Below are 17,645 nucleotides of genomic sequence, written 5' to 3' on the forward strand. Positions count from 1 at the left end.
TGAGCTTTATTTTAAACGAACATCAGCAACAGGAAATAAAGTTCCTGTCGCTAAATAAAAAGCATAGTAAGATATGCTGCAGTTAGAATTGCGCTTAGGGTAAGAGGATCATGCAAATGAATCCTCTCATTAGTTACCTACTCCACATTCTTCTTATAACCAACCCGCAACACCCCCTTAAAATCCACCTCAGCAATCAACACACTTAGTAATATAAGTGTCGCTCCTAAGTATCCTTTCCCTGTAAGTGTTTCACCTGTGAAGACGAAAGCAAAGCCTGCGGAAAAGACAGGTTCTAATGAAAAGATAAGTCCTGTATGTGTAGGCGTAGTGTATTGCTGGGCAATTACTTGCACAATGAATGCGACTGCGGTGCAAAATATGCTTAAGATTAATATGATGAGCCATGAGTCGATTGTGCTAGGAAGTTTTGGTGTTTCTATAATGAATGAAAAAATAAGACTAAATAGGCCGACAAAACCTAGTTGTATGACCCCAAGTGCAATTGAGTTTACATGTTTCGTTACGTTTCCGGTAATGATGACGTGAATCGCATAAAATAAGGCAGACAGTATGCAAAATATATCACCGTTACCGATCTTGAATTCACTAGTTAATGTTAATAAGCCGATTCCGATTATCGTTAAAATAATTCCTACTATTACTTTCTTTTCAGGAATGTGTTTTAAAAAGATAGCTGATAATATGGGAATGAAAATGACTGTGAGACATAGTAAAAAACCTGCATTAGATACACTTGTATATTTTGTACCAAACGTCGCGAAAATGTAAACGATAAATAAAACAGAAGCTAATATGAATGCATATTTTACAGTTTTAAAATCGATCTTGAATAAATGTTTGTAAAATAGTAAACCTGATAAAAGAAAGGCAATAATAAATCGTAATGCGATTAAATTATATTCTTCTATGTCATCAAGTCCAAGCTTTGTAAGTAGGATGGATGCACCCCAAAAAAATGTAACTAGTAGTAGCATTAAATCGGCTTTTAATTGAGTTCTCATTTCTATTCCCTCGTTATGTATAATTTATAGTCCATTTATATCTTAATATTAATTCAGAATATTTTAAATGGAAATTTATCGACGGTTTTTTCTCTATAAGAAAGAGGCTATTGTATAAACCGATTGGACCGGATCATACAATAGCCTCTTTCCTATGGGCGTTTTTTGATGTTGAAGTTATTCCTCTTCAAACTGAAAAATATTTTGATTAATGAGTTGATGGAAGTGCCTATCCATTTCTGCTGCAGAAACTTTTCTTTCGTTTTGAAACCACCACGCACTTAATGTTGTAATTGCCCCTGAATAGAATTCGGTAATTAAATCATTTGGCATCGTATGATTTTTACAAAGGCGATTTAACGCTTCCGTTTCTTGCTTTCTTGTGTCATGACTTAAATGATGTACACGGTTAATAAATTGTTCATCAGACATTTGCGCCTCAAATATTTTACAGATTTCTTCATGGTGCAGGAATTGTTCCATCACTTGAAATGGTTTACTTAATCGATCTAAAAGTGGTATTTCAGCAACCATTTCGCCATAGCGTTTAAATCCAAATGCTAATAAAGCATCTTTGTCTTCAAAATGTTTATAAAAAGTTGTTCGGTGTACCATCGCGCCATCGCATATTTGGTTAATAGTGATGGCACTATATTTTTGCTTTGATTGCGTCATTAATTCAAATAAGGAATTCCATAGTAATTTATGTGTACGTCTAATACGTAAATCAAGTTGTTTTTCATTATCGTTCATCTACAATTCTCCTTTTTTGTAGATTAAATATACAATGGATGAAAATTGATTCTCCCTTTTTAATCTACATATGTATATTATATTACATGTGTTCCGGTTTATAGGAAGCTTTTTAAATGAAAAACAGGAGGAGAATCAATACATGAATATAACAACTAAGAGCCCTGCAAGTGGCAAAGTTGATACTTCTAAAATGAAACATACCCCCATTTTAATTGCGTTACTTTTAGGGGCAATGGTTGCGTTATTAAACGAAACGTTACTTGGTAATGCGTTAACGGTATTAATGAAAGAATTTGACGTAACAGCTTCAACAATCCAATGGCTTTCTACAGCATACATGTTAGTTGTTGGTGTTTTAGTACCGATTACAGCGTTACTTCAGCAATGGCTCACAACGAGACAAATGTTTTTGATCGCGATGGTAACGTTTTTAGTCGGTACATTAATCGCTGGCTTCGCACCGACATTTGCCGTTTTGTTAGTCGGGCGTATTGTCCAAGCAGTAGCGACGGGGTTAATTTCACCGTTATTAATGAATACGATTTTAATCATTTGTCCGCCTGAAAAACGTGGTGCTACGATGGGGTTAATCGCACTCGTTATGATGTCAGCCCCAGCAATTGGTCCTACATTATCTGGAGTAATCGTTGATTCATTGAATTGGCGCTGGTTATTTTACTTTGTCGTTCCAATCGTAATTATTTCCATTATCATTGGAATGAAGTACATTCAAAATGTTTCAGAGTTAACAAGGCCGAAAGTAGATTATCCATCTATTCTTTTATCAACATTAGGCTTCGGCGGGATTGTGTATAGCTTTAGTGCATCAGGTGACTTAGGGTGGTCTGATCCGAAAGTGTACGGCGCTTTAATTGTTGGGCTTGTATCACTATGTATTTTTATCGTGCGACAATTAAAAATCGATAATCCAATTTTAGAATTACGTGCATTTAAAGTTCCGATGTTTACATTATCAGTTGGATTAATCGTCATTGTGATGATGTCGTTATTTTCAACGATGACTTTATTACCGATGTTTCTGCAAACCGTGTTACTCGTTACAGCCTTTAAATCAGGATTAATAATGCTTCCGGGAAGTATTATTAGTGCCGTAATGGGACCAATAGCGGGCAAATTATTTGATAAATTTAGTCCGAAAGTTATTATCGTCCCCGGCATTGTGTTAGTAGGTATTGCAATGTTCTTATTTAAAGGCATTACGCCTGACACATCAATGGTACAAATTATTGTCATGCACAGCGTATTAATGGTTGGACTCATGTTTGTCATGACAGCACAAACATACGGTTTAAATCAATTAACACCAGATCTATATCCGCACGGAACAGCACTGTTTAATACGTTACAGCAAGTAGCTGGCGCGATTGGTACGGCTATATTTATTTCAAAAATGTCTTCAGGAACAACGCAGTATATGGAAAGCTCCGCAAATCCAATGGATCCAGTAGAGAAGTTAAATGGTTTAACATCAGGATTCCAAGGTGCATTTACACTTGGATTAATCTTTATTGTGGTTGCTTTTATCGCATCGCTATTTTTAAAAGAAGAGAAAAAGGGAGTAGAAGCAGCGGGGGTTTTACAGAACGAGAATTAAGGTTTATATATGAAAGATATGATAATGTTTTACAAATAAAAAGGAGTTGTCACATAGTCAAAAGATGACGCGTGGGACAGCTCCTTTTAAATAGTAGAAATTAAAGACGCTTCAATGATGTATCGATCTGGAGCATCGCCGATGTAGTTAAAAGGGTAACACGTTGTTAATGTTAATGTAGGTTCTTTTGTTTCTACAATAACAGTTCGATCTTCAGCGTCTGTTATCCAATGTTTGTTAATGTTATATGTGTAGGTCTTATTTTCGTATTCCACAATAAGTTGGTCGTTTTCCTTTAATTGACCTAAACCAGTAAATACAGTATCTCGATGTCCACTTAAAACGGTATGACCATTTCCAGATGGTGTAGTCGTTAATTCACTCACAAACATACCAACGCCTTTTTTGAGTACTTTATCATCAGCTCCCCAATATATGGAGTATTTCTTTTGTATTTTAGGAATGATTAAATATGCTACTTTTTGTCCTAATTGATGATTCACTTCTGAAGACGGAATTTGCACAATTTCTTCACGGTTTTGAGGAGTTTCTATTGTATCGTCATTGTCTTCAGGAGGTGCTGTGATTGGCGTTTGAGTTTCATATTTCTCTATTTCACTAGTAGCTAAAGATTCCGCTGAGCTTCTAGCGCTATACCATTCTATAAAACAATAAGAAAAAATCGAAATTCCAATTATAAATAAACATAAGCCTATCCATTGGTTTATTTTCATTTATATCACTCCATTTTAAAAGGACAGGGGAAGCCTGTCCTTGAAAGGAATTATTTTACGCGTTTGTTTTTTTACGACGGAACATTAATACAGATCCAATTGCAGCTAAACCTAAGCTTGCTAACATCATTGTAACACCATTTGATGCTGTGTTTGGCAATTTTTCGCCTTGTTTTTTGTTTTCTGTTTTCACAGCTGTATTTGTGTCTTTCTTTGTTTCATTTGCAGTTGTTTGAGTTTTAGTTTGTTCTTGTTTAGCAGGTTCTTGCTTCGTATTTTCTTGTTTAGTTTGTTCTTGTGGTTTGTTTTCTTCTTGTTTAGTAGCTTGTTTACTAGCTACAAATTGATCGTAATCCCCTTTATTTACTTCACAAGGTAAACCATCGTTGTCACGGTCTAAACCATGAGGGTCGTTAGTTGCGCTATATCCATTGCTGTGCCAGAACTCCATAACTTCTTGCTTGTTTTGGAAGTGACCACAATTTTTGTCGTTTGGATTTTTTGCTGCAAATGCAGAAGAACTGTACCCCACAGTTAAAAGTGTGAACGCTGTTGCTGAAACTAATAATTTTTTCATGATTTTCTCCCTTTTCCCAATATTATGTATTACATTGAAATATTTTACATTCTAATATTCGAAAATACAATAGTAAAAAATAAGAAATGTAAGATTTTTAAAAAGCTTATATATTTTTGTAACGTCATACGGTAACAATTTTCTCTAAGTGTAAAAGTTCTCGAAAATGTCGCCAAAAACAACTCAGTATATGGAAAACTCTACAAATTCAATGAATCCAGAAGTTAAAAGGTTTAATATCAGGTTTCCAGGGGGCATTTACACTTGGAATAATTTTTATCATTATTCTTAAAAGAAATGAGGAGTTTATGCTTTTTTAAGAAGTTATAGGTTAATTAAAAAAAGACATCTTCACGAGATAAAGATGTCTTTTTACATTTCTTCCGTAATATCATACTGCAGCAACTGTCTTTGATCATAGAATCTTTCAAAAATGATACCCATTACATAGAAGAACACTAGACCGAAGCCAATATGAATAAGTGTAAATGTCGCTCCAAATGAAGAAAACTCATATACGATAATCGGCAATTTCGCAGTTGTCCAAACGCCTAAGAAAAATACGATGTACTTAATGCTCGCACCTTTTTTCAAAAGTAATGCGGCGATGGGAAAGGCGACGTAGAGGGGGCCAGCTGCAATTCCGCCTAATAATAAGGAGAATAAGATACCATAGATGCCTGATTTTTCTCCCATATATTTCATTAACGTTTCTTTCTTCACCCATTGATCAAGTAATCCTACAAATACTAGGACAGGAGGGAGGAGAAACAACATATCTAAAATACTATTACCTGTTAATTGTAATGCGCTCCATCCTAAAGATTGGTTTATAAAAGTTAGTACGATAAGTCCGATTAGTAAAATGAAAAAGAAACGATATCTTTTTAGTTCATTCATACCATCACCACCCAAATGATATAGGAGAATAGGAGAGACATGAGTAATGCTGATGCATTACGCGCGTAAGCAAAACTTCGCCCAAATATTTTTTGCTCCATCGGAATGGTTGTAATTCCTACTGCCATGAGTGTAGACATAAGTGCCGCAACTTGAGGGAGGCCTGCACCGTGTTGGACTAACGTATTCCCAAGAGGAAACACGACAAAGCTTGGGATGAGTGCAACGGAGCCGAGTATTGCTGAATACATGATACCGAGAAATCCCGACTGTTCTCCAATGATAGAAGAGATGAAAGATGGCGTTAAGATTGAAAGCGATAAGCCAACGAAAAGCATGATGGAAAGCATGGCAGGGAGAAGGTTTCGAAACATTTTCCATGATTTCATTAAGGCGTCTTTCGTTTTAGTACGATCTTTCATAAAAGAAATCCCCGTAAGAAGAATGGCTAACGTGTAAAGGATCACGCCGTTAATCATGATCGGATTCCTTTAGGCCTTTATATTTGTCTAAGAAAAAGGATAAGTTCTTCATTTTTTCTTCAATATCCATTTGAAAATCGGCCAATTGTTCTTTTCCAGCAGGAGTAATTTTGTACATCTTTCTCGGTTTGTCTTGATGAGCTGTACTTACGTAAGATTCAATTGCTCCTTCGTTTTCTAATTTCTTTAGCGTGCGATATAAAATGGCACTATCGATTGGATTGACGGGAAGTTCTTCTTCACATTTCTGAAGTAGCTGACCGCCGTAGTTATCACCTTCTGCTAAAAATAACAAAAGAAATGCACCTGTATGTCTTCCGGTATGTTTCATTGATATACCTCCTAGAATGAATTGGGATTTATACTGTTAATGACAGTATACTGTTGTTAACAGTATATGGTGCATGAAGTGCTATGTCAATTTTAAAAATTGTGATTTTTGAGAGAGAAACTCACAATAACGCTTTTTCCAATATTCGAGTGAAATCCTGTATTTTAGTATATTCAAATAGAACTTCCCTTGGTTCATATTTTATGAAGCCACTGGAAGTTGCTCCGTTGATATCTCTATTAAGCCTAAGATTTCAAACAGGGTTGTTTTTTCCATTCTTGCTAACTTTTCTTTCATTTTTAAATCATCACGGGCTTAATGCGGTGATTACTTCTAAACAAAATTCCATTATTCAATCGTTTGGCATCGCATGATTTTTCCAAGGTTGCTGTAATGTTTATTTCTTTATTAGTATGATCAATTACCTTTGCAATGATCATTCTCTTCACTCCTCATATCTTTTAACAAATTAATTCTAGTTTGAACAGATGTGAATATACTTATGAAATTTTGTTCGTTTTTTCGGGATAGTGAACTAAGTTTTTAAAATTGACACGAAAAAGGGATACCCTGTTAACAGCCTCCTCATAAAAAACAGTAGTTATTCATTTTATCGTTTTGAGGTATGTGCTTTTCTTAGCTTGATTGTGATGTGGCGATACCCCTAGTCGCCAAAGGTTCTGAGCATGACACAGTTTTAGACGAATTTCGATATGACAGGGTTTTTACAAGAGTCAAGTCAATTAGGATTTTAAGTGATTGTAAGCTTAAAAGTAAGCGTGAAAATATAAGGGCTATTATACTTATTTTTATCAATATTTCACAATATGTTCATAGACTATTGAAATGAAAAGGTTTACATTTATAGTGTGGATAGAACATATATTAAAATTAAATTTACACTACAACTAGGAGGAGAGATGACCTATGCCGATGACAACATTTAAAGCTACTGCTCATTTACAGAAGGGTATTCAAGTTAAAGCTAAATCTCGTAATTTTGAGGTAACTATTGATGAGCCAAAGGAATTAGGCGGAACGGATACTGGTATGAATCCTGTGGAGTTGACTTTGGCAGCATTAGGTGCTTGTCAAGCCATCGTAGCTCGTGTGTATGCTAGAAAGTTCAAAATAGAATTTGATGATTTATGGATTGATGTGGAAGGTGATCTTGACACAGATGGCTTTATGAATAAATCTGATGTTCGTCGCGGTTATTCTGATATTCGTTTTAACTTTCATATTGCAACGGATGCACCTAGAGAAAAAGTTGAAGAGTTTGTAGCGTTTATTGAAAAGACATGCCCGGTTGGAGATACCATCGCGAACCCAGTGAACATAAAATTAAATGAGATTATTTTAGAACCAAGAAAGGCCAATGTGTGAAAATAAAAAACTAATTTCCGATTTTTTGGGTCAGTCCCCCGCTACTTTAACGGAGCGGGGACTGACCCTTTTTATCCCGTCTTGTGCTTGTCGCCGCTAGTCGGGCACCATGCGCTTTTCTTAAAAATAAAGAAAGCATAAAATTTTAGACTTCGAGAATTGTCTAGCTCCAGCGCCTAGCCCCTCTTGTTAAGTAAGGGTCTGTGTAGCAATGGAACCACATCACGCAATAAGTATTAGCGGACATTATCAGTGCGTGAAAAAAAGGAAGGTTCTCCATTTTATAAGACCTTCCTTTTTAAAAATGCATGTTAGCATTATTTATTATAGGGGGTACCGCCCTATCGCTAGCAACCTAATAAAACAAAATATCCCCTAAAATGAAAAAATACGCTATTCTTTCTGTAGAATCATAGGAAAGGATGGCGTTTCTTTATTACCGTTCGACAAAATATGACGATATGAAAATAAATCATTTACTACTATGAGATGAGAAATCTTACATTATTAAAAAGAACTAATACAGATCGGAGGGGAAAAAATGAAACAAAAAAAAGACACTCTCAAGAGTGCCTCTACTTAGCAGCCGAATCCGCCACCCCAACAGCTAGCTCCAACGATGATTAATAAGATGAAGAGCACAACAAGTAGGGCGAATCCGCCGCCAAAACCACAGCCTCCACCACAACTTCCGCCATAGCCCATATTAACTCCTCCTTCCATAAAGTCCATTTATTTAATGGATTTAATTCAATTTATGTTTTTAAGGATGAATGGAGCAGGTCCTTTAAAAAAATAAAAGGACCTTGGGAGTTTAAAAGAGTTGACGACCTTATTTTTGTCACCGGTATTCCGCCGTTTACATATTGTATTTTATTCTGTGTATTGGGGGAAGGAGGATCTTTATGGCTAATTCTGAAATGATTTTACGTTTACTTACGGATTTAAAGATTGAACAGCAAGCTTTGAGAGAACAGCTGGAGAAAATGCAAATAGCATTAACTATACTTGAAGAAAAATCAGTTACTGTTGAAGAGAAATCAACTATTCTTGAGGAAAAACCAGCTGCTACAAAGCAAAGAGCTTTTTCTGGACGCCCAACATCTTTTCGTGATTGGAGAGCATCTACTCAAAAGAATTCATAAGAGTATAAGAAACGAAGACATCCATTAAGATGTCTTCGTTTACTTGTATAATCGAAATTTATTTTTAAACTGATCCCCATAAATGATAAACCATACCAATAACAAAAAATGCTAGTCCTAAAAACAAAATGATTAAAGCAAGCATTCCATTTTTATTATGCTCCATAAAGTCAGCTCCTTTTTTAATTATATACAAAAAAGCCTTTAGTCGTAATTATGGCTAAAGAACTCACTTCTCATACTTTTTAGTTTATAAAGAAAAGACACTCTAAGGTGCCTTCTCCGACTTGAACCATCTTAATTTTAATAATATGTATTGGACTCCCATCCGAATATTACTTTACCACGTTAAGTAATATTGATAATCTGTTTTGATTTGAATGCATCGGTGGAGTGTTTCACCTTATTCTTAAGCATCATTCTCAACAAATATGAATATTTTCATTACCTTTTTAACTACAAAAGGTAATAAGTTAGAAGTTAAAAATGTAAGCACGAAAGCAATTCCCCATGTTTTCATCCATGATTTAAGGAATAAATGCAGTACGTTTTATTCGAGAGGATCCTTGCCCATATGTGGTGGATGATACGGAAATTAAGGATTATGAATGTAAAGTGATAAGAAATAAATAATATATACAGCAATAGTTAACACAAAATTATCGGTAGCAAGGATAGGGGGAATCCCATTCTCACAAGGGAACCTCCTTTTTGTTCTATCAATCTATGCGTTTTTTATCCATTGCTCTCCTAGCGCAATGTTAGGATTCTCATTTGTTACTAAATTCGCCGAAAAAGAAAGAATCGTTGTCGTGTTCCTATTGGACTAAATCGTGAAGTATGAAATACATGTTTAGATAACAAAATAATAAGCAAAAAGTCCCTTCAAATTGAAGGGATTTTTTAGTATATAGAAATTAGCTTAAACCTAAGATGATTTTTCTTGGAAGGGGGTATTTTGTGTTTTTTATAGATAACATCGAAGTTTGTATTTAACAAGCTACTTTATGATTTTTTTGCTATCCTTATTCTAAAGATTTCAACGATGATAAAGGGGATTCGGTATTTTTGGGAGATATATAAGCTAGTCGCTTGTGGATTTTCTTCTAATTCTTTTTGAATGGAAATAAGAATGTCTTTTTCTCTCAATGTATTGCCTCCTTAATGGGATACAGAAGATAAGAATACGTTAGATACAGTTCGGAATGGTTGCGATTGCAATGGCGAAGGGGAAATCTCCAACGGATATCCGTGGGAAGATTTCGATATTGGTGATGGTGTTGATCACTGAGACATTATTATTACCAATATTGGTAACATAAGCACGTGATCCATCAGGAGTGATGGCTATCCGTATAGGACCATCCCCAACAGGAATCCGTGGAAGGATTTCAGTATTGGTAGCAGTATTGATCACTGAGATATTATTATCAGCTAAATTGGTAACATAAGCACGTGATCCATCAGGAGTAATGGCTATCCCTCTAGGACCATCCCCAACAGGAATCCGTGGAAGGATTTCAGTATTCGTGAAAATATTAATTACAGAGACTGTATCTTCAGTACCATCAATAAAGCCACTGGTGACATAAGCGCGCGATCCATCAGGGGTGATAGCTATCCCTATGGGTAACTCTCCAACTGAAATCCGCGGGAGGATTTCGGTGTTGGTGGCGATGTTAATTACTGAGACATTATGACTAAATGAATTAGTGACATAAGCACGTGATCCATCAGGAGTAATGGCTATTCCTACGGGGTCGTTTCCAACGGGTATCCGCGGGAGAATTTCGGTGTTAGTGGCGAGGTTGATTACGGTGACTGAATCATCAACTAAATTTGCAATATAAGCACGTGATCCATCAGGAGTGATGGCTATCCCGAATGGGAAGTTTCCAACTGGGATTGGGTTACCGATGACCATGTTAGTAGTAGTATCAATTACAGAGACTGTATTATAAAAGCTATTGGTAACATAAGCACGTAATCCATCAGGAGTGATGGCAATTCCTACAGGGTTGTCTCCAACAGGGATTCTCGGGAGAATTTCAGTGTTGGTGGTAGTGTTGATCACCGAGACTGAATCAGCTGCTGAATCCCCACCAGAATTCGTCACATAGGCTAGAACTCTGACTTCCGGTGGGGAAGCAGGTGGAAAAGCAGGAAAAAGTCTACGACAGCATTTCTTTTGTTTGGAAAAATATGAATTCAAAACTGTTCGCTCCTTTTCTGAAACTAAATATAATTATTTATATTCAAATCAAATAACTGTGCTTGTATGCTTGTCCCTTATACATTGCGTGAGATGCAGGGATTTCGGGATGAGGTTTGCAGCTGCGAAAGATAAGAAAAAGCTTTGATGAAGGATACATAAAGGGTTACTGAAGGCAAAACGCGGGTTTTATTCGCTAAGAAATTGATAAAGATTTCAGATGAATCTTAGCATCTTCTATAATCTTAAAACCTCTGTTTGGGTATATAAACTTATCTTAGTTTGATGGCGATGTGCATGTCCCTCTAACATAAAAAACACTCATTAAGAGTGTTTTTTCTTGTATGGTTGTCCAATTTTTCTAACATAATTTATAAATAAGAATATGATATTCATGTAAAGTTAACATAGCATCCTATTATAAGAACTAAGCCATTTCTAAACTATTAATCTACTACATAAGTACAGGCAGCCAATCCGATATGTTAATAGTATATTGTATAGGAATTTATTGTTTTTAATTTTATATTGAAAGGAATAATAGGATGTCAAAAAAATATATTTTTGATTATATTGTGATTGGTGCCGGTACTGCCGGAGGAGTAATTGCTAAAGAATTAACGGATGATAAATGTACTTCCGTGCTTGTTCTTGAAGCAGGAACAAATATGACAGAGGAATTAAGCAGTCCTAATCTTATAGTTTCTATTTTAAATGCTGCTGATAATAGACATTCATTTCATGTCACTACTATAATTGAGCAAACGCTAGGTCGTCAGTTGATAACACAAAGTGGTCGTGTCATTGGTGGAAGTTCTGAACATAATCAGATGTTAGCTGTACGTGGTAGTCGTGATCTTTATGATGTATGGGCACAATTAGTTGATAATAACGCATGGAATTATGATAGTATTCGCTCATTATTTATTAAAAATGAAACCTATACAGGAATGACGCAAAGTCCTCAAGAACGTGGAAGTAACGGACCTATTTTTATTAGACAACAAAACATTCCTAATCAAGGATTAATCCAAACTTTAGCACAAGCCGCTTCAGAAGTTTTTAATATACCAATTGAAGAGGATTACAATACAGGGATAAGAGATGTTACATCCTTAAAAGGCCAATATATTCAAAAGATGGAAAATGGAAAATTGGTTCGTTCCTCGACAGCAACCGGATATTTAAACAATCAAATTGTTACGCAAGGAAATGAATTCCAATCAGATGAATTTGGAGTTGATCAGAGAAAATTGGTCATCTTTGCAAAAACAACAGTAGATAAAATTCTATTTAAAGAAAAAAGAGGAGTTAACGTTGCTGTTGGCGTTCAATATGTTAAGAATGGGGTGTCACAACGAAGTTATGCCCGAAAAGGAATCATTGTCTCTGCAGGCCAATTTTCCTCCGTCATACTTCAACGCTCAGGTATTGGTAAGCCTGAAGATTTAGCTAAAGCGGGTATATCGCCTTTAGTAGAAAGCCCTCAAGTCGGATACAACTTCCAAACACACTATTCTGTCGGTATGGGAATTAGAGTGGAAACAGGAAGACTTCTTCAGGTATTGGCTGCTGATCCTAATCAGCCAGGAGCATTTGGAGCATTTAAAAAAGTCAATAACCCTATTGGTGGCCGGCGCCTTCAATTATTAGGCCTTCCATTTCCGTTTTTTGTACCCAGTCAGGAAATTGCGATAAATGGTTGGGATTTTAATGAGACAAATCCTAGTAATATTATGAGTATCGGAATTGCAGATGTAAATCCAAGCAGCCGAGGTACTGTCATGGTTTCTCATAGTGACCCAGAGGCATATCCAACTATTGATTTAAACCCGTTGGCAAATCCAGATGACCTAAATTTCATGGTGGATCAATATATTGAGACGTATAATATGATTGTTAGAGCACGTGAACTCGATCCGGAAGGCATCTATCAAGTAGTCTTTCCTGATGAAAGTATATTTAAAATTTTGGACGATAATGAAAAGCGGGCTAAATTGGCTGGTTTTGTCAGAGCTTCATATTCCCTTTTCACTCACTTTGGAGGGCAATGTAAGATGGGGAAAAATATTAAAGAAGGAGTTCTTGATGGATTTTTGAATGTTTTTGGGACCAAAAATCTTAAAGTTGCTGACCTTTCTATCTCTCCGATTTTACCGGATGGTAATACGTCAATACCAGCCCAAATGATAGGATTAAATGCAGTACGTTTTATTCGAGAGGATCCTTGCCCATATGTGGTGGATGATCAGGAAATTAAAGATTATGAATGTAAATCGATAAGAAATAAAAAATGAATTCTATACACATCAATAGTTTAACATAACCCAAAATTATCGGGAGTCAATGTATGTAGGAGATTACCAAAAGCCCTCCAGTTAAGTAATATGGAGGGCTTTTGTATTCACATAATTAAGGTTATTGGTAGTTGTATCGTTGTAACATACCTTACTAGCCGAATAACGTAAAAACAGCTAGTCCATTAGGAACATTTAAATCTTCTGCACCAAACTCTCCAACAGCATTTCTTTTGTTTTGAAAAATATGAATTCATAACAGTTAACCTCCTTTTTGAAAAAATCTAGTTTGTATTTAACATGCTATCCTTCTTCAAAAGATTTCAACGATGATAAAGGTGATTCTGTATTTTTGGGAGATATCTAAGCTAGTCGTTTTTAGATTTCCTTCTAATTCTTTTTAAATAGAAATAAGAAAGTCTTCTTTTTCCTCCTTAATGGGATACAAAATATGAGTCTATATTAGATAGGGGTAGTTGCGATTGCAATTGCGAAGGGGAAATCCCCAACAGGAATACGCGGGAATATTTCGGTGTTAGTAAAGGTATCGATGACCGAGACTGTATTATCAGCTATATTGGTAACATACGCACGTGATCCGTCTGGAGTAATCGCAACTCGTATAGGACGAGTTCCAACAGGGATTTGGAGTATTTCGGTATTAGTGAAGGTGTTGATTACTGAAACTGAATTGCTGAATTCATTAGTGACATACACACGTGATCCGTCTGGATTAATCGCAATTCCTCTAGGCTCATTCCCAACTGGGATTCGAGGGAATATTTCGGTGTTAGAGGCTGTGTTGATGACCGAGACTGTACCATCCGAGCCATTGGTGACATACGCACGTAATCCGTTTGGAGTAATTACAGTTGCAATCGGAAGGTTCCCAACAGGGATTTGGAGTAGTTCAGTATTGGAGATGGTACTAACAACCGAGACTGTATCAGCAGGTGCATTAGCTATATAAGCATGTAATCCATCTGGAGTGAGTGTAATTGAGACGGGGCCATCCCCAACGGAGATTCGTGGGAATATTTCGGTATTAGTGAAGATGTTGATTATTGAAATTGTATTATCAAATCTATTAGTGACATACGCACGTGATCCATCTGGAGTAATTGCAATCCCTCTAGGACCATCCCCGACGGGAATACGTGGGGATATTTCAGTTTTGAGTACGGTACTAACCACTGAGACGGTATTTTCATCTGAGTTGGTAACATACGCACGCAATCCATCTGGAGTAATTGCAATTCCTAAAGGGTTGTCTCCGACGGGTATGCGTGGGGGGATTTCAGTGTTAGTATCAGTGTCGATGACTGATATTGTATCTGTTGTTGGACCATCCCCAGAATTTGTCACATAAGCTAGAACTCTGGCTTCCGGTGGGACAGCAGGTGGAAAAGCAGGAAAAAGTCTACGACAGCATTTCTTTTGTTTTGAAAAATATGAATTCAAAATTGTTCGCTCCTTTTTTAAAATTGGATATAATTATGTATATTCAAATTGAATAGTTTAGCTTGTATGCTTATCTAATAAAATTTATGATGTATATTATATTCATGTGAAGTTAACATAACGTCTCATTATCAATAGACAACAATGGATAGAATTTTCGTTTTGGGGAGATTTTGATTCTTTAGCTTGATGGGCAAGGCATAGCACCAACAAATTGCTTAGCGTTGTAAATCTGCATTCTCATAATTCTACTCCATAAAGAAAAGGCACCCTAAAGTGCCTTTTATCAATTTGAATTATTTATTTTATGTAATTAATATTCGTTAGCATAAAACTCTTTTATTAATTTTATTTCATTTGTATCTGGATTAAACTTAAATATTTTAATTTGATTAGATTCGTCTTTGTATGCAAATGTATTATCACTAATTTGGGTCATATTGCTGATGTTTAAGGTGGAATCGCTACTATGATCAGTAATATCCACAACTTGCTCACGGTCCCAGAATGCAACGACAATGACTAAGATAATAAGGCATACACGTATGTTACGTAGTTCTCTTGCAATAGGATTTTCCATTTGATAGTCTCCTTTGTTGTTTGATAGATTTTGTGTATAAAAGAGATGATTCCTATGAAAAAATGAATTGAATGCAAATAAAAAAGACACAGTAAAGTGTCTTTTTTATTTGAGTTATGCGCATTGCTAATAAGACGTTAGTTCCTCAGTTTGAATATGAGTAACTATGTAGGTTAATTCAATTATAACATTTTAACCAATAATGGGTCTATATGGAATTTAAAGAAGGGCTAAAAAAATGAAGGGAAAGGCTCGTAAAAAAGATCGAAAAAGAAAAACATAAAAAATAACCTAGTTCATTCTTTGAAATGGAATTACGAAGTCTTTATTTGCAATTACATAGTATACTTTGCCTTTGTATTGTAGGGGATCGTCCATACTTACTTTCGTATCAACAGCAAAACCGTAGCTTTCACCGCAACTACCACCAAATCCCATAATAGTTTCTTCTTTAGATTAGAAGGTAAAATAAAGGTTCACTCATGTGTTGATAATAGAATTGATGAATAGGATAATAATAGGCATAAAGAAAAGGCACCCATATATAGGTGCCTTCTCCGATAGTTTTTTAGCAGAAGCAAGAAGCTCCAACGATGATTAATAAAATAAACAATACAACTAATAAAGCAAAGCCTCCAGAAAAGCCACAGCCGCCACAACTACCACCAAATCCCATAATGGTTCCTCCTTTAATAAGAGGAGAAAACAAGGGTTCACTCATGCATTTTAACGGATTCAAATTACTTTATGTTTTTTACGCAATAATTGAGCAGGTCCTTTTGAAAATAAAGAAAAGACACCTTAAGGTGCCTTTCTCTGACTTAAACCATCTTAATTTTAATAATATATGTTGGACTCCCATCCAAATATTATTTTACCATGTTAAGTTGTTTTATTCATTGAGAAATAAAATTCAAATCTATGTTTTGCTTTTTATCAAGTTTGGAGATGAAAATGCACTAGCTTGATAATGAAGCTAGGTTATTAGAATTGAAAAATTTTAGTTTTATTATAATTACTTGTAAAAAAATGTTCAATAATTCATCATTGTAAACGTTTACTTATTGTGTATAATAAAGTTAAGTTAATAATTAAAAGGATTGTTACTGTTCGGCAGGCAAAACCTAAATTGATCTGAAGGCTACGGGTGTAGTGTGGCTTTTGGAATCAGTTTAGGTTTTTTTATTACCCTTTTGTAATATTAGTAGAAAAAGAAGGCGGAACAATATGAGAATCCATAAAATCTTAAATAACAATGTTGTTTGTACGATGAAGGATAATGAGACAGAAGTTGTACTTATGGGCAGAGGTTTGGGATTTCAGAAAAAAGTAGGCGATACGATTGATGAATCTAAGATAGAAAAAACCTTTGTGCTAGAAACAAGAGAATTATCAGAGAAACTCGCTAGGCTGCTAACTGAAATTCCTGTACAGAATTTAGAAATTACAGAGAGAATTATTCAGTTTGCTAAAACAGTTTTGCCGGGGACTTTAAGTGATTATATTTATCTTACATTAACGGATCACTTAAGTTTCGCCTTAACTCGGCATAAAGAAGGAATGAATCTTAAAAATACTTTGCTTTGGGAGATTAAGAGGTTTTATCAGAAAGAGTTTGAAATTGGTCTACAGGCTTTGAACATGATTGAAGAAGAGACTGGGTTCAGACTTTCTGAAGATGAAGCAGGGTCAATTGCACTACATTTCGTTAATGCGCAGCAAGGAGAGCCGGCGATGCAGCAAACGGTGGCGATGACGAAAATCGTCCAAGATATTTTAAATGTTGTAAAGTACCACTATAAGATGAACTTGGATGAAAATTCATTTAATTATAGTCGGTTTGTAACACATTTACGATATTTTGCCCAGCGTTTAATGCAGAAAGAATTAAATTCGGCAGATGATGATTTTTTATATGAGCAAGTGAAAAGTAAGTATCATGAAGCATATTGTTGTACAGAGAAAATTGAGGCATACTTACAAAAAGCACATAATAGTCATCTTTCAAAAGATGAAAAAGTGTATTTAACGTTGCACATTCATCGTGTAGCGAAACGCAATGAATTATGTAATTGAATAAATGGGATTGTTACTGTTTGGCAGGCAAAACCTAAATTAATTTCTATTTGAGTGGTTAATACATA

General features: G+C 35.5%; 20 protein-coding genes and 1 pseudogene. 5 read left to right on the top strand and 16 right to left on the bottom strand.

Features of this window, described 5'->3' with window-relative positions; genetic code table 11:
• Nucleotides 1-137: 137 nt before the first annotated feature.
• Both COC96_RS10920 and COC96_RS10925 read right to left on the bottom strand, forming a co-directional pair.
• On the bottom strand, nucleotides 138-1,025 hold the full coding sequence (locus COC96_RS10920; protein ID WP_098768784.1) for a DMT family transporter: 888 nt from the start codon (nucleotides 1,023-1,025) through the stop codon (nucleotides 138-140).
• Between the two features lie 177 nt (nucleotides 1,026-1,202).
• Complete coding sequence (locus tag COC96_RS10925) at nucleotides 1,203-1,778, bottom strand: TetR/AcrR family transcriptional regulator (protein ID WP_098768785.1); 576 nt, start codon at nucleotides 1,776-1,778, stop codon at nucleotides 1,203-1,205.
• Nucleotides 1,779-1,920: 142 nt separating this feature from the next.
• Here COC96_RS10925 and COC96_RS10930 point away from each other — a divergent pair, with 142 nt between their 5' ends.
• Nucleotides 1,921-3,396, top strand: coding sequence for an MDR family MFS transporter (locus COC96_RS10930; RefSeq protein WP_098768786.1), 1,476 nt, complete (start codon nucleotides 1,921-1,923; stop codon nucleotides 3,394-3,396).
• Nucleotides 3,397-3,482: 86 nt separating this feature from the next.
• On the opposite strand, the gene COC96_RS10935 is transcribed toward COC96_RS10930, so the two are convergent.
• From COC96_RS10935 to COC96_RS27535, 6 genes are all read right to left on the bottom strand, one after another.
• The gene (locus tag COC96_RS10935) at nucleotides 3,483-4,130 is read right to left on the bottom strand and encodes a class D sortase (protein WP_098269605.1); all 648 of its coding nucleotides are present in this window, start codon (nucleotides 4,128-4,130) and stop codon (nucleotides 3,483-3,485) included.
• 55 nt (nucleotides 4,131-4,185) lie between these two features.
• Nucleotides 4,186-4,707, bottom strand: a complete 522-nt coding sequence (locus COC96_RS10940) for an excalibur calcium-binding domain-containing protein (protein ID WP_098768787.1) — start codon at nucleotides 4,705-4,707, stop codon at nucleotides 4,186-4,188.
• A 372-nt stretch (nucleotides 4,708-5,079) separates the two neighbouring features.
• Entirely contained in the window at nucleotides 5,080-5,607 is a 528-nt protein-coding gene (locus tag COC96_RS10945) for a permease (protein WP_142339988.1), read from the bottom strand.
• Nucleotides 5,604-6,086, bottom strand: coding sequence for a hypothetical protein (locus tag COC96_RS10950; RefSeq protein ID WP_098768789.1), 483 nt, complete (start codon nucleotides 6,084-6,086; stop codon nucleotides 5,604-5,606). The genes COC96_RS10945 and COC96_RS10950 overlap by 4 nt, the downstream gene beginning before the upstream one ends.
• On the bottom strand, nucleotides 6,079-6,420 hold the full coding sequence (locus tag COC96_RS10955) for a PadR family transcriptional regulator (protein WP_098768790.1): 342 nt from the start codon (nucleotides 6,418-6,420) through the stop codon (nucleotides 6,079-6,081). Before COC96_RS10955 ends, COC96_RS10950 begins: the two co-directional genes overlap by 8 nt.
• A gap of 299 nt (nucleotides 6,421-6,719) precedes the next feature.
• Nucleotides 6,720-6,860 carry a hypothetical protein gene (locus COC96_RS27535; protein WP_176538794.1) on the bottom strand — a complete coding sequence of 47 codons (141 nt, stop codon included), beginning with the start codon at nucleotides 6,858-6,860 and terminating at the stop codon, nucleotides 6,720-6,722.
• A gap of 487 nt (nucleotides 6,861-7,347) precedes the next feature.
• Here COC96_RS27535 and COC96_RS10960 point away from each other — a divergent pair, with 487 nt between their 5' ends.
• On the top strand, nucleotides 7,348-7,806 hold the full coding sequence (locus COC96_RS10960) for an OsmC family protein (RefSeq protein WP_098269609.1): 459 nt from the start codon (nucleotides 7,348-7,350) through the stop codon (nucleotides 7,804-7,806).
• A 579-nt stretch (nucleotides 7,807-8,385) separates the two neighbouring features.
• Here the strand turns inward: COC96_RS10960 and COC96_RS10965 are convergent.
• Complete coding sequence (locus COC96_RS10965; RefSeq protein WP_000540377.1) at nucleotides 8,386-8,511, bottom strand: YjcZ family sporulation protein; 126 nt, start codon at nucleotides 8,509-8,511, stop codon at nucleotides 8,386-8,388.
• Between the two features lie 200 nt (nucleotides 8,512-8,711).
• On the opposite strand from COC96_RS10965, the gene COC96_RS10970 reads away from it, so the two are divergent.
• The gene (locus tag COC96_RS10970; protein ID WP_142339989.1) at nucleotides 8,712-8,951 is read left to right on the top strand and encodes a preprotein translocase; all 240 of its coding nucleotides are present in this window, start codon (nucleotides 8,712-8,714) and stop codon (nucleotides 8,949-8,951) included.
• A 409-nt stretch (nucleotides 8,952-9,360) separates the two neighbouring features.
• On the opposite strand, the pseudogene COC96_RS27740 reads toward COC96_RS10970, so the two are convergent.
• From COC96_RS27740 to COC96_RS10985, 3 genes and pseudogenes are all read right to left on the bottom strand, one after another.
• Nucleotides 9,361-9,489 (bottom strand): annotated as a pseudogene (locus COC96_RS27740) (DUF2798 domain-containing protein); the annotation flags it as partial.
• A 467-nt stretch (nucleotides 9,490-9,956) separates the two neighbouring features.
• Nucleotides 9,957-10,100: a hypothetical protein gene (locus COC96_RS27540; protein WP_180234956.1), complete on the bottom strand. Its 144-nt coding sequence runs from the start codon at nucleotides 10,098-10,100 to the stop codon at nucleotides 9,957-9,959.
• Nucleotides 10,101-10,140: 40 nt separating this feature from the next.
• Entirely contained in the window at nucleotides 10,141-11,163 is a 1,023-nt protein-coding gene (locus COC96_RS10985; protein WP_098768792.1) for a beta-propeller fold lactonase family protein, read from the bottom strand.
• Between the two features lie 545 nt (nucleotides 11,164-11,708).
• On the opposite strand from COC96_RS10985, the gene COC96_RS10990 reads away from it, so the two are divergent.
• Nucleotides 11,709-13,460, top strand: a complete 1,752-nt coding sequence (locus COC96_RS10990) for a GMC family oxidoreductase (RefSeq protein WP_098768793.1) — start codon at nucleotides 11,709-11,711, stop codon at nucleotides 13,458-13,460.
• A 462-nt stretch (nucleotides 13,461-13,922) separates the two neighbouring features.
• On the opposite strand, the gene COC96_RS10995 is transcribed toward COC96_RS10990, so the two are convergent.
• The 4 genes from COC96_RS10995 to COC96_RS11005 form a co-directional block, all read right to left on the bottom strand.
• A complete protein-coding gene (locus COC96_RS10995; RefSeq protein ID WP_257201733.1) occupies nucleotides 13,923-14,825 on the bottom strand; it encodes a YncE family protein in 903 nt (300 codons plus the stop codon).
• 409 nt (nucleotides 14,826-15,234) lie between these two features.
• On the bottom strand, nucleotides 15,235-15,501 hold the full coding sequence (locus tag COC96_RS11000) for a YmzC family protein (protein ID WP_098269614.1): 267 nt from the start codon (nucleotides 15,499-15,501) through the stop codon (nucleotides 15,235-15,237).
• A gap of 291 nt (nucleotides 15,502-15,792) precedes the next feature.
• Nucleotides 15,793-15,939, bottom strand: coding sequence for a hypothetical protein (locus COC96_RS27545; protein WP_176538795.1), 147 nt, complete (start codon nucleotides 15,937-15,939; stop codon nucleotides 15,793-15,795).
• A gap of 130 nt (nucleotides 15,940-16,069) precedes the next feature.
• Nucleotides 16,070-16,177 (bottom strand): YjcZ family sporulation protein, encoded by a 108-nt coding sequence (locus COC96_RS11005; RefSeq protein WP_000505673.1) that lies wholly within the window; start codon nucleotides 16,175-16,177, stop codon nucleotides 16,070-16,072.
• A 551-nt stretch (nucleotides 16,178-16,728) separates the two neighbouring features.
• Between COC96_RS11005 and licT the strand changes: the two genes are divergently transcribed.
• Nucleotides 16,729-17,577, top strand: coding sequence for a BglG family transcription antiterminator LicT (licT, locus tag COC96_RS11015; protein WP_098768796.1), 849 nt, complete (start codon nucleotides 16,729-16,731; stop codon nucleotides 17,575-17,577).
• Nucleotides 17,578-17,645 lie beyond the last annotated feature (68 nt).

Source organism: Bacillus cereus, assembly GCF_002577405.1.
GTDB lineage: Bacteria > Bacillota > Bacilli > Bacillales > Bacillaceae_G > Bacillus_A > Bacillus_A cereus_AU.